The following is a 13928-nucleotide window of genomic DNA, read 5'->3' on the forward strand; positions in this document are numbered from 1 at the left end:
GGACGAGCAGGCCGGCGAGGAGTCGGGTGGTACGCATGGAGGCTCCTAGGAACGTTTGCCCACGACGAGCTTGCCGAGCGCGGTGAATACCGCGAAGACGGCGATACCGAACAGGGAGGCGAGGATGATGGCGGCGAACAGGTCGGTGGACTGCAGGCGGGCACGGTAGACGTCGAGCAGCGTGCCGATCCCGGGTTCACCTTGCTTGAAGAAGAAGTCGCCGACGATGGCGCCGATCACCGACAGGCCGGACGAGGTGCGCAGCCCGGTGAAGATCGACGGTAATGCGGCGGGCAGTTGCAGCTTGGTGAGCCGCTGCCAGCGGGTCGCCTTGTTCAGGGTGAACAGATCGTGCGCACCCTGACTCGCGGAATGCAGGCCGAACAACGTGTTGGCTATCATCGGGAACAGCGCGATGATGACGCACACGATGACCCGGCTGGTGAAGCCGTAGTCGAACCACAGACCGATCAGCGGCACGATCGCCAGGATCGGCACGGTCTGCAGGACGACCGCGTAGGGGTAGACCGCCCGCTCGACCCAGCTTGCCTGGCTCATTGCGATGGCGGTGAAGATGCCGAGCACGGAGGCGGTCGCCAGACCCACCAGGGCCACTTCGGCGGTCAGCCCGAGTGCGGTGAGCATCGGCTGGAGGTGCTTCCAGTTCCCGAAGGAGTCCAGGAGCACCTGTTCGGGTGGCGGTACCAGGAAGCGACGGCTGGGGGAGAGCAGCAGGTAGCTCATCGCCAGCCACAGTCCTATCGCCACGACCAGGGCCGCGATCACGGGGATCGCGGTGCGCAGGGCCGACGACATCGGACCGCCTCGGCGTCGCCGTCCGGTGCCCGCGGCGCTGATCCGGAACAGTTCTCTTTCCTTGACCGGTGTGCTCACTCCGAACTCGCTTTCAACGCGGCGGACACTTCGCCCGCGATCCGAGCGAAGTCGGGGTGGTAGCGGATCTCCGGCGAGCGCGGGAACTCGAACGGAACGTCGATCTGGCGCACGATCCGGCCCGGTCTCGCCGACATCACGGCGACCCGCGTGGACAGGTAGACGGCTTCGCTCACCGAGTGCGTGATGAACAGTCCGGTGAAACCCTGAGTGCGGAACAGGCGCTGCAACTCGTCCTGCATGCGCAGTCGGGTGATTTCATCGAGCGCGCCGAACGGCTCGTCGAACAGGAAGATCTCGGGGTCGAGGATGAGCGCCCGAGCCAGGGACACCCGCATCCTCATGCCGCCGGAGAGCTGGCTGGGCAACTGCTTTTCGAACCCGGCGAGCCCGACCACCGCCAGTGCCTCGGCGGCCTTGCGGCGCCGTTCCTCCTTCGGCATGCCGTGCAGTTCGGCCGCCAGTTCGACGTTCTTGGTGGCGGTGCGCCATTCCAGGAGGGTAGGATCCTGGAAGAGGTAGGAGATTTTGTCGGTATCGGCCAGGACCTCACCCGTGGTCGGTGCAGTGAGTCCCGAGGCAAGGCGCAGCAGGGTGCTCTTCCCGCAGCCCGATGGTCCGACAATGCTGACAAAGTCGCCGGGGGATAGATCGAGGTCGACGGCGCGCAGCGCCTGAGTGCCTGTGTCGAAGGTTTTTTCCACTCCCGCGAAGCGGAGTGTGCCTCGGGTGAGTACGGCGGTCATGCTGGCCTCACGGTGGGTTCGGGGTAAGGGGTCAGTGCGGTCCGCCGGTCGACAGTGGTCCGGCTGACAATCCGTCCGTTGTGGACGACGATGCGGGCATCGCCGGGCCCCGCGAGGGCGTCGGCGAGTGAAGCGGCTTGCACGGCGACGAAGTTCGCGCGCGCGCCCACGGTGGGCCCGGCGGGCGGGAGCCCGAGCACGGCGCGACCCCCGCTGGTGACGGCGGCGAGGGCGGAGTGTGCGTCCAGGTGTCCGGCAGTGATCAACAGAGAGGTGGTTTCGAAGGGGTCGGCGCGACCCATCGGGTTGAACGGGTCGCGGATGTTGTCCCCGCCTGCGGCCAGGTCGACGCCGGCGTCCAGCAGTGCTTGCAGCGCGGGCAGACCGCGGGGCCGTGGCGCCGGATAATCTCGGCCCTGCAGGTAAAGGTTGGTGATCGGCAGGGTGATGATGCCGACGCCTGCCGCCCGGATTTCGCGGACGGTCCTGGCGAGGGGTTCCGGGGGCAGAGAGCCGAGGCTCACGCAGTGGCTGGCGGTCACCCGCCCCGCCAGGCCGCGTTGCCGGACCTGCCGACACAGATGGGCCAGGGAAAGTACATGGGCACCGAGTTGCTCGTCGGTGTGCAGGTCGACTGGAAGGCCCAGTTGCTCGGCGAGATCGAGCAGGCGGGTGGTGTCGGCTTCGGGGTCGCGCCACAGGTGCGGCGCGCCGCCGATCAGGTCGATGCCAAGCTGTGCGGCTTCGATGACGAGCGAGTCGGAGGAGTCTTCGCGCGTAAGCAGTGCGATCTGCAGGTCGAGCAGGTCACGGGTCTCTTCGCGGAGTGCGAGCAGGGCTTCGACGCCGCGCAGCGGATCGGGCCCGGGCAGCACGTCGACATGGGTGCGGATGGTGGTGATGCCGTGGGCAAGGTACTGCTCCAGCGCATGCCGGGCGCGGCGATGGATGTCGCCGGCGGTCATCGTGCCGGCGTAGGACAGCCAGCTGTCGATGGCGGACCGGAGGTCGCCGTAACGCTGGGGCACATGTCCCCAGCTGAATGCCTTGTCGAGGTGGGCGTGTGGTTCGGTGGCGGCGCTGAGCAGCAGCCAGCCCGGCAGGTGCAGGTCCCCGACCGTGGTGGATTCGCGCACCGCGGTGACCACGCCTTCGACCACCGTGACGTCCACGACGGTACCGTCCACAAGAGACACCCCGGTGATGAGGTGCACTGGTTCCAGCATCAGCTCACCTCCGGGGCAAAGATTGCGAAACCGTCGAAGTCGTGTCGCAGCAGCGGATTGCCGAACGGGTCGGCGTAGGGCACCGGCCGGGTGCGGCCGTCGCGTACGGCGGCGAAGGCCTCGGCGGCCTGTGCAGGGAAGGAGCCGGGAAGCACGCAGCGCAGGTTGTGGGCGACGAGTACCTGTCGCGTGGGTAGGTCGGCCAGCCGTGCGGTGGTGCCGGCGAAGACGGCGATGTCGCTTTCCGGGAAGTGCGCCCAGAAAGCCGCGGCGAGGAGCGTGTCGCCGGCGAGGAGGGATCCGGTGGTCTCGTCCCAGAGGCACAGGCCGTCCGGCGAGTGCCCGGGTGTGTGCAAGACCCGCAGGACACGGCCGCCGAGGTCGAGCAGTTCCCCGTCGGCGAGGGTCCGGGTCGGGCGGATGGCGGGGATCCGCCAGCCGGAAAGGTCCGGAATCGGCCGCAGGGTTTGGGCTTCGGTGAGAGTGAAGAAGGTTTCGTAGTCCAGCCGGGCGAATTCGCCGAACCGCTCAACCGTGCGCCGGGCGAGTTTTTCGTACTCTGTGCGCCATTCCGCGGGCGCTTCGCCGTGCGCGTCCGCGCCGACGGGATGGACCGCGATGTCGATCGCGTGGGGCGCCAGTTCCGCGTTGCCACCGCGGTGGTCGAAATGGTGGTGCGAGTTGACCACGAGCAGTGGGAGGTCGGTGATCGTGCGCACCTCCCGCAGGATCGAGCCGATTCCCATTCCGGTGTCGAACAGCAGGGCTCGTTCGTCACCGAGTACGAGGAAGCTGTTGACGTGCCCGGGTTCGCTGAGGACGTACACGCCGTCGGCGAGTGGCCGGATCGCGAACCAGGGGGCGGGGTCAGCTAATGTTGATGTCATCAACATTGACCGTAAGGGTCCTTTATTTCCGGGATGTGAACACCATGGATCAGGAAGCGGCAGACCGGTTGGTGGGCACTCCGCGACAGCGCATGGGGCAGACCGTCCGCGGGTTGCGGCACCGCCGGAAGCTGACGCTCGTGCAACTGGCCGGGCTGACCGGGCTTTCCCATTCGTTCCTCAGTCAGGTCGAACGCGGGCTCGCGCAGCCGAGCATGCGGTCACTGCACCGGATCGCGCAGGCGTTGGGGGCCACTCAGGACCAGTTGATCGCGGGCGCTACGGAAGGGGGTGCCGAGGTCGCGGTACTGCGACGGGGTGAGGGAGTGCCGATTCCGACGGTGGATCGCGTGCCGGGCAGTACCGGGGCGGCCCGGCAGCTGCTGTCCGGGCCCGGTGGTTTCTTCCCGACCGAGTTCGTGGGGCTGGACAAGGAATTCGGCGAGTTCTTCCGCCATGACGGCAATGAGTTTCTTTACATAGCCGAGGGTGTGGTCGAAGTGGACCTCGGCGATGTCACCTATGTGCTGGAGCCGGGGGACTGCCTGCGTTACCCTGGCGACCGCCCGCACCGTTGGCGCGGTATGGGCCAGGGCCGGAGTCGCGTGCTGATGGTCCACACCGGAGTCGCGGTGCACCCTCTGGCCGGCGACAGGTAGCGGGCCGGGGCGTGCGGTCGGCACGCCAGGATCCGGGACCATGGTCACGGGTAGTTCATGCAGTTCCGGAAGTCTGCCCATGGCGACCGCCGGGAGGAGTTGTATTTCGGTCTACTGACTGCCCATCTCTCTCGGGTTGATCGCTTCGTCTTGTGGCCGCGGAGCCTCTTTCCGCGGCGCCGGGAGTCAGCGGGCGAGGCGGTAGTTCTGGACCGAATCCGTCAGTTGCCGAAGCGTGTCACGCAGATCGTCGAGCGCCTGCGGGTTCAGTCCCATCGCGTCGGCGATGGTGTCCGGCAGGCAGGTGGCCCGCTCCTGGAGTGCGATGCCGGCCTCGGTCGGGGTGACGCTGACCGAGCGTTCGTCCTCGGCTCGGCGCTCCCGCCGGATGAGGCCGAGTTTCTCCAGCCGTTTGAGCAGCGGTGAGAGGGTGCCGGAGTCGAGGTCCAGTGCCTTGCCCAGTTCCTTGACCTGGCGGCTGCCGTGTTCCCACAGGACGAGCATGACCAGGTACTGCGGATAGGTCAGGCCGAGTTTGTCCAGCAGGGGCCGGTACAGGTTGGTGACCGCCCGCGAAGCGGCGTACAGCGCGAAGCACACCTGGTCGTCCAGGCGTGGTCCGGAATCCGGCATGGTGGCGCACCTCCTGCACCCCATCGTGCCGTGCCATGGAGGAGGGAGGCGGCGGGGGTGTCCTGCATCCCAGATGATGCCACTTGATTTAGTTGCACACAACTTAATTGTGCTCTACATTCTGTTCGTGAGGTCCGTTCCGGACCACCTGACCCAGGAGGCAGCCATGACCGCGAATCCCCGCCAACTCGTGCTCGAACCCGCCGCCCAGGCCTTCGCCGAGGCCACGGACAACCCGCCGTACCTGTACGAACTCGAACCGGAGAAGGGGCGTGCCACCGTCGACGAGGTGCAGGCCGGTGAGATCGCCAAGCCGGACGCCGACCTCGAAGACACCACGATCGACGGGGTGGCCGTGCGGATCGTCCGCCCGAAGGGTGCCGCAGGCCCGCTGCCGGTGGTGGTCTACCTGCATGGTGCGGGCTGGGTGTTCGGCAACTCGCACACCCACGACCGGTTGATCCGCGAACTCGCCGCGGGCACCGGCGCGGCCGTCGTCTTCCCCGAGTACAGCCGCTCGCCGGAGGCCCGCTACCCGGTGGCCATCGAGGAGAACTACGCCGTCGCCAAGTGGGTCGCCGAGCACGGTGCGGAGAAGAACCTCGACCAGTCCAGGATCGCCATCGCGGGGGACTCGGTGGGTGGGAACATGACCGCCGCGGTCACCCTGCTCGCCAAGCGCCGCGGCGGGCCGCGGTTCCGGCAGCAGGTCCTCTTCTACCCGGTCACCGACGCTTCCTTCGACACCGGCTCCTACGAGCAGTTCGCCGACGGCTACTTCCTGACCCGGGCCGGCATGCGGTGGTTCTGGGACCAGTACACGACGGATCCGGCGCAGCGCGCGGAAACCACCGCTTCACCGCTGCGGGCGGGCGTGGACGAACTCGCCGGCCTCCCGCCCGCCCTGGTGATCACGGCGGAGGCGGACGTCCTGCGCGACGAAGGAGAGGCCTACGCGGCCAAGCTCCGCGGGGCCGGGGTGCCGGTGACCGCGGTGCGGTACCAGGGGATCATCCACGACTTCGTGATGCTCAACGCGTTGCGCGAGACGCACGCCGCGCAGGCCGCGATCACCCAGGCGATCACGGTCCTGCGCGAGGCGCTGACCGACTGACCGGCGAGCCGGACAGAGGCCTGCCGGACAGCTTGCAGGACTCAGCGCGTGAGGCGGGCGAGCACGAAGTCCCGCAGGCCGTCGAGGTCGGTGTCCGTCGCGACCTCGACGGCGCTCCCGCTTCGGTCCTCGTTCCGGACGGCGGCGCGGCGCCGGTCCACCAGCGTGGCGCCGCGGCCCGGGCCGAAGGAGCACTCGACCTCGAGGGGAAGGGCTTCGGTGCGCAGGATGCCCGGGTTGATCGCCTCGGCGACCGCTACCGCGTCGTGGAGCGCGATCCCGTCCCAGCCCAGCGTTTTCCGGTACGAGGCCAGGTAGTCCGGCGTCAGCGCCTCCAGCCCGGCACCGACCGGACCGGTGCCGGCGAGCTTCGCCAGCCACGCGGTGTCCACCGCGCAGCGGTAGGTCAGGTCGAGGGGGACGAGCACGCGCGGCAGGTCCTCCTCCACCAGGACCCGCCTGGCGGCCTCGGGGTCGCTCCAGATGTTGAACTCGGCCGCCGCCGTGGTGTTGCCGTGGGCGAGTCCACCGCCCATCACCACGATCCGGCCGATCTTCTCTCGCACCTCGGGATGCGCCGCCAGCAGCAGCGCGATGTTGGTGAGCGGACCGATCGGGACGAGGGTGACGGGTTCCTCCGCCGCCTCCAGCAGCGACACCATCAACCGCACCGCTCCGCCGGGTTCCGGCTCGCGGTCCGGCTCGGGCAGCGAGCCGGACCGGCCGGACAACCCGTCGGCGCCGTGGACGTGGGCGGCGCGGAAGGGCTGCGGGTGGATCAGGGGCCGGGAAGCGCCCGCGGCGACCGGGACGTCCGCCCGGCCGCACAGTTGCAGCACCCGCAGCGCGTTCCGGGTGGTGGATTCCAGGGAGACGTTGCCGTACACCGTGGTGACCCCTAGCAGGTCCACGTCCTCGCTCAGCGCCGCGAGCGCGATCGCGAACGCGTCGTCGACGCCGGGATCCGTGTCGATGATCAACTTTGTCCCCATGGCCCGCCTTTCCGCCGGTACTGGCTACCCTCAGGCTATGACATCGATGTGGGGATCACCGGTGCTTTCCCGGATCGGAGCCTGGCGTCGTGCCCGCCGGGACCCTCGGCAGGCCCGCTTCCTGACCACCGATTCGCTGCGGTGGGTGCTGCGCAACCGGGCCTACACGCCCTGGTATCTCGTGCGTTACTGGCGCCTGCTGAAGTTCCGGATCGCCAACCCGCACATCATCCTGCGCGGCATGGTCTTCCTCGGCAAGGACGTGGAGATCCACTGCCGTCCCGGCTACGGCCGGATGGAGATCGGCCGCTGGGTGCACATCGGCGACGGCAACGCGATCCGCTGCCACGAGGGGTCCCTGCGCATCGGCGACAAGTCCGTGTTCGGCCGCCAGAACGTGGTCAACGGCTATCTCGACATCGAGCTGGGTGCGGCCACCCTGGTCGCCGACTGGGTCTACATCTGCGATTTCGACCACGTCACCACCGACATCACCCTGCCCATCAAGGACCAGGGCATCGTCAAGTCGCCGGTGCGGATCGGGCCGGACACCTGGATCGGCACCAAGGTTTCGGTGCTGCGCGGTACGCGCGTGGGCCGCGGCTGTGTCCTCGGGGCGCACGCCGTGGTGCGGGGCGACATTCCGGACTACGCCATCGCGGTCGGCTCGCCGGCCCGGGTGGTGCGGGACCGGCGGGCCGACTACGAGGCCGACGCGGAGCGGCGCGAGGCGGTCAAGGACATGGCCCGCAAGGCGAACAAGGCGTTGCAGAAGACGCTCGGCGAGTCGTGATCCGGCCCGCTAGCCCGCCGCGTGCTTGACCAGTGCGGCCACCGCGGCGGCGATGGCGGAGCGGGCGTCCTCGTCGTTCACCAGACCGTCTTCGCCGACGAGTTTGCGGCTGACTGCGACCTGGGTGCAGGCGTCCTCGACGATGTCGACGCTCAGGTAGCCGAGCACGATGCGCAGTGAGGCGTGGGCGTTCGCCGCCCCGGTCGGCGCCCAGGACGCGTTGATCCACGAGACCGGCTTGCCGTACAGCGTCTCGGCGCCGACCGACCAGTCGAGCAGGTTCTTGAACGAACCGGGCATCGCCCCGGCGTACTCGGGGGTGCAGAACAGCACCGCGTCGGCCCGGCCGAGGCGCCGGCGAAGGTCGGCCACCGCCGGGTGCAGCGGTTCCCGGTCGTCGTCCGGGTTGAAGTGCGGAAGGTCGGCGAGGCGGTCGAAGGTGTCGACCTCGACGCCTTCGGGTGCCACGGACGGCACGGTCTGGATCACGGCCGCGTTGGTCGATCCGTCGCGCAGGCTTCCGCAGACGGTCAGCAGGTGAAAGGTCACGTCGCCAACCTAGTGCTCCCGGCCCTCCCGGATCATGATCTTCCCGGTTCCCGGAGTGATGGCCGGTGGTGGGCCGCCGGGGCCGGGGTGTCGCCTTGGCGGGATTCCCTCGTGGCGCGGATCCGGCGGACCAGGGCCGGGCCTCTTCAGCTCGCGGGCACCGCCGGGTAAGGCACGAAGGTACTGGTGTTCTCGTCCACGGTGAGCTGCTTGCCGATGGTCGGGAAGGCGCGCTGCGGGCAGGCGGGCCGGTCGCACACCTTGCAGCCCATGCCGATCGGCGTGGCCGCGGCCCGGTCGTCGAGGTCAAGGCCGGTGGAGTAGACCAGCCGCTTGGCGTGCCGCAGCTCGCAGCCGAGGCCGACGCTGAACATCTTGCCGGGGCTGCCGTAGCCGCCGATGTTGCGGGCGATGGTCCGCGCCACCCAGAAGTAGCTCTTGCCGTCGGGCAGGGTGGCGATCTGGGTGACGATCTTGCCGGGCGCGGTGAAGGCCTCGTAGATGTTCCACAGCGGGCAGGCACCGCCGACGCGGGAGAAGTGGAACCCCGCGGCCGACTGCCGTTTCGACATGTTTCCCGCCCGGTCGACGCGGACGAACGAGAACGGGACGCCTCGCATCTTCGGGCGCTGCAGGGTGGACAGGCGGTGGCAGACCGTCTCGAACCCGACCCCGAAGTGGTCGCACAGCCGCTCGATGTCGTAGCGGAACTTCTCGGCGGCGGTCAGGAACGGGCCGTAGGGCAGGATCAGCGCCCCGGCGAAGTAGTTGGCGAGCCCGACCCGGGCGAGCGAGCGGGCGGCCGGGCCGGAGAAGGCCCACGAGTCGGCCAGTTCCGTGATCAGGTCGTCGTACTCCAGCAGCGCGATCTGGGAGGCCATGCGGAAGGCCCGCTGCCCGATGCGCAGGCTCGGCGCGAGCCGCAGGACACGCGCGGCGGGCTCGTACCGGTGCTGCTGCCCGGCGGCCTCGTCGATGCCCTCCGTGGTGATCTGGACGCCGTAGTGGTCGGTGAGGCGGTCCTGGAGTTTCTGGTGCACCCCGCCGCGCCGCAGGTCGATGTCGCCTGCCATCTTCTCCGCGCGTTCGTCGAGTTCGGCGACGTAGTTCTCCCGCTCGTAGAAGAAGTCCCGGACCTCTTCGTGGGGGAGCGGGGCGGCGGCGCTGCCGTGCAGACCCATGCCGTTCTCGGTGACCAGCGCGGCCGTGGCCTCCACGGCGTTGCGGTAGCTGCGGTGCAGCTTCACCAGGGCCTGGGCGATGTCGGGCAGGTTCGTGGCCAGTTCGTTGAGTTCGCTGGTGGTCGCCTCGAGCCCGATCGCCTCGTCCAGGAGTGCCTCCTTGACGTCGGCGACCAGCCGTGCGGTGTCGTTGTTGGCGAAGAACTCGGTGTCCACACCGAAGGCCTCGGTGATCCGCAGGAGCACTGGAACGGTCAAGGGGCGGGAGTTGCGCTCGATCTGGTTGAGGTAGCTGGGGGAGATTTCCAGCAGCCGGGCGAGGTCGGCCTGGCTCATCGACCGGCTCTCGCGCAGATGCCGCAGCCGCCCGCCCGCGAAAGTCTTCTCCATGGCCTGCCTTCCTGACGTAGATCTTCCGGGCCTTACCGATCAAGAAAACGGTTCAGTCCCCGACTTTTCCAGTGTCTGCGAAACCCGGTTTCGCAAACTTTGCAACATCCTACGAAAAATTGGCAGAAATTTGCAAATTGGAGCTGTGGTCACGTTTCCCCTGCGTATGTCATGGTCTGGGCAGACCGCGAGGCAATCGCAAAGTTCGCAAAGGTGGAGACATCCAATGGCACAGAACTTCGAGCAGGCAGCCGCAGAGCTGGCCAAGCAGTGGGAGACCGACCCCCGGTGGAAGGGTGTCAAGCGGTCCTACAGCGCGGCTGATGTGATCAAGTTGCGCGGCAGCGTGGTCGAGGAGCACACCCTGGCGCGCCGCGGTGCCGAGAAGCTGTGGGACCTCCTGCACACCGAGGACTACATCCACGCCCTCGGCGCCCTGACCGGTAACCAGGCCGTCCAGCAGGTCCGCGCGGGCCTGAAGGCCATCTACCTGTCGGGCTGGCAGGTCGCCGCCGACGCCAACCTGGCCGGGCAGACCTACCCCGACCAGAGCCTCTACCCGGCCAACTCGGTGCCCGCCGTGGTCCGCCGGATCAACAACGCGCTCTCCCGCGCCGACCAGATCACCTGGGCCGAGGGCAACAGCGATATCGACTGGTTCGCGCCGATCGTCGCCGACGCCGAGGCCGGCTTCGGTGGCCCGCTCAACGCCTTCGAGCTGATGAAGGGCATGATCGCGGCCGGTGCCGCGGGCGTGCACTGGGAGGACCAGCTCGCGTCCGAGAAGAAGTGCGGTCACCTCGGCGGCAAGGTCCTCATCCCGACCAAGCAGCACGAGCGCACCCTCAACGCGGCCCGTCTCGCGGCCGACGTGCTGAACGTGCCGTCGCTGATCGTCGCCCGTACCGACGCCCAGGCCGCGACGCTGCTGACCAGCGACGTGGACGAGCGTGACCGCAAGTACCTGACCGGCGGCCGCACCTCCGAGGGCTTCTACGAGGTCACCAACGGCATCGACCCCTGCATCGACCGCGGTCTGGCCTACGCCGAGTACGCCGACCTGCTGTGGATGGAGACCTCCGAGCCCGACCTGGAGGTGGCCCGCAAGTACGCCGAGGCGATCAAGGCGAAGTTCCCGGACCAGATGCTGGCCTACAACTGCTCGCCGTCGTTCAACTGGAAGAAGCACCTGGACGACGCGACCATCGCGAAGTTCCAGCGCGAACTGGGCCACATGGGCTACAAGTTCCAGTTCATCACGCTGGCCGGCTTCCACGCGCTCAACTACTCGATGTTCGACCTGGCGCACGGCTACGCCCGCGAGGGCATGACCGCCTACGTCGACCTGCAGGAGCGCGAGTTCGCGTCGGAGGAGCGGGGCTACACCGCCACCAAGCACCAGCGTGAGGTCGGCACCGGCTGGTTCGACCTGGTTTCGACCGCGCTGAACCCGGAGAGCTCCACCACCGCGCTCAAGGGTTCCACCGAGGAAGCCCAGTTCTGATTCCCCCTTCGGCGCCAAGGTGACCCTTCCCGGTCGCCTTGGCGCCGAAGCGCCCTTTCTCCCGTTGTCGAAGAGAGGCCCGTCATGCCCACTAGGTTCACGTCCCGGATCGACGTTGCCGGTCCCGCCGGGGAGCGGTTTGACGAGATCCTCACCCCGGCCGCGGTGGACTTCATCGCCCGGTTGGACAACGCCTTCGCCGGACGCCGGCGCGAACTGCTCGACGCCCGCCGCAAGCGGCGGGAACGCCTCGCCTCGGGCGAGGAGCGGCTCGGGTTCCTGGCCGAGACGCGCGTGATCCGCACCGACCCGTCCTGGCAAGTGGCGCCGCCCGCGCCCGGCCTCGAGGACCGGCGGGTCGAGATCACCGGGCCCACCGACCGCAAGATGACGGTCAACGCGCTGAACTCGGGCGCCAGGGTGTGGCTGGCCGACTTCGAGGACGCCACCTCGCCGACCTGGGCCAACATCATCGGCGGTCAGCTGAACCTCTACGACGCGATCCGCCGCAACATCGACTTCACCACCGGGACCGGCAAGCGCTACAGCGTCGGGGACAGCCCGGCCACCATCGTCGCGCGCCCCCGCGGCTGGCATCTGGTGGAAAAGCACATCCGCATCGACGGACGGCCCGTGTCGGCCAGCCTGGTCGACTTCGGCCTGTACTTCTTCCACAACGCGCGCCAGCTCCTGGCGCGGGGCAGCGGCCCGTACTTCTACCTGCCCAAGCTGGAAAGCCACCTCGAGGCGCGGCTGTGGAACGACGTGTTCCGCCTGGCGCAGCGGGAGCTCGGCATCCCGCAGGGCACCATCCGCGCCACCGTCCTGATCGAGACGATCACCGCCGCCTTCGAGATGGACGAGATCCTCTACGAGTTGCGGGAGCACGCGGCCGGGCTCAACGCGGGCCGGTGGGACTACATCTTCTCACTGATCAAGAACTTCGCCGGCCACGGCGCGGACTTCGTGCTGCCGGACCGGGCGCAGGTCACCATGACGGTGCCGTTCATGCGCGCCTACACCGAACTGCTGGTGCGCACCTGCCACCAGCGCGGCGCCTACGCCATCGGCGGGATGGCGGCCTTCATCCCCAGCAAGGACCCCGTGGTGAACGCCACCGCGATGGAGAAGGTGCGCCAGGACAAGGAGCGCGAGGCGGCCGACGGTTTCGACGGTTCGTGGGTCGCGCACCCCGGGCTGGTCCCGGTCTGCGAAGCGGCCTTCGACGAGGTGCTCGGCGGCTGGCCGAACCAGCTCGGCAGGCTGCGCGAGGACGTCCAGGTCACCGCGGAGGACCTGCTCAACGTGGCCGGCGCCGGTGGCGAGGTCACCGAGAAGGGCGTTCGCGCCAATATCAACGTGGCCCTGCGCTACATCGATTCGTGGCTGCGCGGGACGGGTGCCGCGGCGATCTTCAACCTGATGGAGGACGCGGCCACCGCCGAGATCGCCCGCTGCCAGGTGTGGCAGTGGGTGCGCAACGGCACGAAACTCGGCGACGGCACGGCGATCACCGGCGAACTGGTGCACCGCTGGCTGGACGAGGAACTGGCCGAGGTCCGCGCGGACCTCGGCGAGACCAACCGGCTCGGCGATGCCCGCGAGATCTTCGTGGAGACCGCGCTGGGCGAGAAGCTGCCCAGCTTCCTCACCACGGGTGCCTACGCCAGGTATCTGACCGATCTGTGATCCGCACCGACGGTCGTTTTCCTCCCTCCTGACGGGAAAACGGCTCGCGCTGCTCTCTGGCCGGACAGCGCGGGGAAAGGCCCGGTAGGCGCCCCAACTCCTACCGGGCCCTTTTCCTGTCCGCAGGCCGGAGCACCACCACCCTGGACATGGAGAACGGTGGTTCTCTACGCTGATGGAGAACCATCGTTCTCACTTCAGGAGTGCCCATGTCCCGCCCCCCGTTCCCGCCGTTCGACGAGATCACCGCCGCGCAGAAGGTGCAGGCCGCCGAGGACGCGTGGAACACGCGCGACCCCGGGAAGGTCGCCCTCGCCTACACGGAAGACTCGGTGTGGCGCAACCGGGACCGCTACGTCGTCGGCCGCGAGGAGATCGTCGCGTTCCTCACCGGGAAGTGGGAACGCGAACTGGACTACGCGCTGCGCAAGGAGCTGTGGGGCTTCCGCGGCAACCGGATCGCGGTGCGGTTCCAGTACGAGTCCCACGACGCCTCGGGGCAGTGGTTCCGCAGCTACGGCAACGAACTGTGGGAGTTCACCGACGACGGCCTGATGCGGCGCCGGGAGGCCAGCATCAACGACGTCCCGATCGCCGAAAGCGACCGGCGCATCTTCGGGCCCCGCCCCGAGGCCGAGCGCGGCCGGTCGATCCCGGTCTTCTGAGGACGC

At 68.5% G+C, this 13928-nt stretch carries 14 protein-coding genes; 6 read left to right on the forward strand and 8 right to left on the reverse strand.

Features of this window, described 5'->3' with window-relative positions; genetic code table 11:
• Nucleotides 1-45 precede the first annotated feature (45 nt).
• From FNH05_RS00465 to FNH05_RS00480, 4 genes are read right to left on the reverse strand one after another with little or no spacing between them, the layout of a single operon-like run.
• Nucleotides 46-894 (reverse strand): ABC transporter permease, encoded by an 849-nt coding sequence (locus tag FNH05_RS00465; protein WP_246127380.1) that lies wholly within the window; start codon nucleotides 892-894, stop codon nucleotides 46-48.
• Nucleotides 891-1640, reverse strand: coding sequence for an ABC transporter ATP-binding protein (locus tag FNH05_RS00470; protein WP_144584723.1), 750 nt, complete (start codon nucleotides 1638-1640; stop codon nucleotides 891-893). The genes FNH05_RS00465 and FNH05_RS00470 overlap by 4 nt, the downstream gene beginning before the upstream one ends.
• Nucleotides 1637-2866: an amidohydrolase family protein gene (locus tag FNH05_RS00475; RefSeq protein WP_144584724.1), complete on the reverse strand. Its 1230-nt coding sequence runs from the start codon at nucleotides 2864-2866 to the stop codon at nucleotides 1637-1639. The genes FNH05_RS00470 and FNH05_RS00475 overlap by 4 nt, the downstream gene beginning before the upstream one ends.
• The gene (locus FNH05_RS00480) at nucleotides 2866-3753 is read right to left on the reverse strand and encodes an MBL fold metallo-hydrolase (protein WP_222426463.1); all 888 of its coding nucleotides are present in this window, start codon (nucleotides 3751-3753) and stop codon (nucleotides 2866-2868) included. Before FNH05_RS00480 ends, FNH05_RS00475 begins: the two co-directional genes overlap by 1 nt.
• 44 nt (nucleotides 3754-3797) lie before the next feature.
• Between FNH05_RS00480 and FNH05_RS00485 the strand changes: the two genes are divergently transcribed.
• Nucleotides 3798-4412: a helix-turn-helix domain-containing protein gene (locus FNH05_RS00485; protein WP_144584726.1), complete on the forward strand. Its 615-nt coding sequence runs from the start codon at nucleotides 3798-3800 to the stop codon at nucleotides 4410-4412.
• Between the two features lie 186 nt (nucleotides 4413-4598).
• On the opposite strand, the gene FNH05_RS00490 is transcribed toward FNH05_RS00485, so the two are convergent.
• The gene (locus tag FNH05_RS00490; protein WP_144584727.1) at nucleotides 4599-5045 is read right to left on the reverse strand and encodes a MarR family winged helix-turn-helix transcriptional regulator; all 447 of its coding nucleotides are present in this window, start codon (nucleotides 5043-5045) and stop codon (nucleotides 4599-4601) included.
• Between the two features lie 166 nt (nucleotides 5046-5211).
• Between FNH05_RS00490 and FNH05_RS00495 the strand changes: the two genes are divergently transcribed.
• On the forward strand, nucleotides 5212-6159 hold the full coding sequence (locus FNH05_RS00495; protein ID WP_144584762.1) for an alpha/beta hydrolase: 948 nt from the start codon (nucleotides 5212-5214) through the stop codon (nucleotides 6157-6159).
• Nucleotides 6160-6200: 41 nt separating this feature from the next.
• Here FNH05_RS00495 and FNH05_RS00500 read toward each other — a convergent pair whose 3' ends face one another.
• On the reverse strand, nucleotides 6201-7151 hold the full coding sequence (locus FNH05_RS00500) for a nucleoside hydrolase (RefSeq protein ID WP_144584728.1): 951 nt from the start codon (nucleotides 7149-7151) through the stop codon (nucleotides 6201-6203).
• A 37-nt stretch (nucleotides 7152-7188) separates the two neighbouring features.
• On the opposite strand from FNH05_RS00500, the gene FNH05_RS00505 reads away from it, so the two are divergent.
• A complete protein-coding gene (locus FNH05_RS00505; RefSeq protein ID WP_144584729.1) occupies nucleotides 7189-7944 on the forward strand; it encodes an acyltransferase in 756 nt (251 codons plus the stop codon).
• A 9-nt stretch (nucleotides 7945-7953) separates the two neighbouring features.
• On the opposite strand, the gene FNH05_RS00510 is transcribed toward FNH05_RS00505, so the two are convergent.
• Together FNH05_RS00510 and FNH05_RS00515 are read right to left on the reverse strand one after the other, a co-directional pair.
• Nucleotides 7954-8493 carry an NADPH-dependent FMN reductase gene (locus FNH05_RS00510; RefSeq protein WP_222426464.1) on the reverse strand — a complete coding sequence of 180 codons (540 nt, stop codon included), beginning with the start codon at nucleotides 8491-8493 and terminating at the stop codon, nucleotides 7954-7956.
• 146 nt (nucleotides 8494-8639) lie between these two features.
• Nucleotides 8640-10064: a short-chain fatty acyl-CoA regulator family protein gene (locus tag FNH05_RS00515; RefSeq protein WP_144584730.1), complete on the reverse strand. Its 1425-nt coding sequence runs from the start codon at nucleotides 10062-10064 to the stop codon at nucleotides 8640-8642.
• A 226-nt stretch (nucleotides 10065-10290) separates the two neighbouring features.
• On the opposite strand from FNH05_RS00515, the gene aceA reads away from it, so the two are divergent.
• From aceA to FNH05_RS00530, 3 genes are all read left to right on the forward strand, one after another.
• The gene (aceA, locus tag FNH05_RS00520; protein ID WP_144584731.1) at nucleotides 10291-11568 is read left to right on the forward strand and encodes an isocitrate lyase; all 1278 of its coding nucleotides are present in this window, start codon (nucleotides 10291-10293) and stop codon (nucleotides 11566-11568) included.
• 84 nt (nucleotides 11569-11652) lie between these two features.
• Nucleotides 11653-13257, forward strand: a complete 1605-nt coding sequence (gene aceB / locus FNH05_RS00525; protein WP_144584732.1) for a malate synthase A — start codon at nucleotides 11653-11655, stop codon at nucleotides 13255-13257.
• A 209-nt stretch (nucleotides 13258-13466) separates the two neighbouring features.
• Nucleotides 13467-13922: a nuclear transport factor 2 family protein gene (locus tag FNH05_RS00530; RefSeq protein WP_144584733.1), complete on the forward strand. Its 456-nt coding sequence runs from the start codon at nucleotides 13467-13469 to the stop codon at nucleotides 13920-13922.
• The last annotated feature ends 6 nt before the right edge of the window (nucleotides 13923-13928 follow it).

Source organism: Amycolatopsis rhizosphaerae, from assembly GCF_007713715.1.
Lineage (GTDB): Bacteria > Actinomycetota > Actinomycetes > Mycobacteriales > Pseudonocardiaceae > Amycolatopsis_E > Amycolatopsis_E rhizosphaerae.

Excerpts from the sequence above, each read along its gene's own strand:
- FNH05_RS00475 (WP_144584724.1), bottom strand. The coding sequence starts at position 2,866 with ATGCTGGAACCAGTGCACCTCATCACCGGGGTGTCTCTTGTGGACGGT.
- FNH05_RS00480 (WP_222426463.1), bottom strand. The coding sequence starts at position 3,753 with ATGACATCAACATTAGCTGACCCCGCCCCCTGGTTCGCGATCCGGCCA.
- aceA (WP_144584731.1), top strand. The coding sequence starts at position 10,291 with ATGGCACAGAACTTCGAGCAGGCAGCCGCAGAGCTGGCCAAGCAGTGG.
- FNH05_RS00515 (WP_144584730.1), bottom strand. The coding sequence starts at position 10,064 with ATGGAGAAGACTTTCGCGGGCGGGCGGCTGCGGCATCTGCGCGAGAGC.
- FNH05_RS00505 (WP_144584729.1), top strand. The coding sequence starts at position 7,189 with ATGACATCGATGTGGGGATCACCGGTGCTTTCCCGGATCGGAGCCTGG.
- FNH05_RS00530 (WP_144584733.1), top strand. The coding sequence starts at position 13,467 with ATGTCCCGCCCCCCGTTCCCGCCGTTCGACGAGATCACCGCCGCGCAG.
- FNH05_RS00490 (WP_144584727.1), bottom strand. The coding sequence starts at position 5,045 with ATGCCGGATTCCGGACCACGCCTGGACGACCAGGTGTGCTTCGCGCTG.
- FNH05_RS00500 (WP_144584728.1), bottom strand. The coding sequence starts at position 7,151 with ATGGGGACAAAGTTGATCATCGACACGGATCCCGGCGTCGACGACGCG.
- FNH05_RS00470 (WP_144584723.1), bottom strand. The coding sequence starts at position 1,640 with ATGACCGCCGTACTCACCCGAGGCACACTCCGCTTCGCGGGAGTGGAA.
- FNH05_RS00495 (WP_144584762.1), top strand. The coding sequence starts at position 5,212 with ATGACCGCGAATCCCCGCCAACTCGTGCTCGAACCCGCCGCCCAGGCC.
- aceB (WP_144584732.1), top strand. The coding sequence starts at position 11,653 with ATGCCCACTAGGTTCACGTCCCGGATCGACGTTGCCGGTCCCGCCGGG.
- FNH05_RS00485 (WP_144584726.1), top strand. The coding sequence starts at position 3,798 with ATGGATCAGGAAGCGGCAGACCGGTTGGTGGGCACTCCGCGACAGCGC.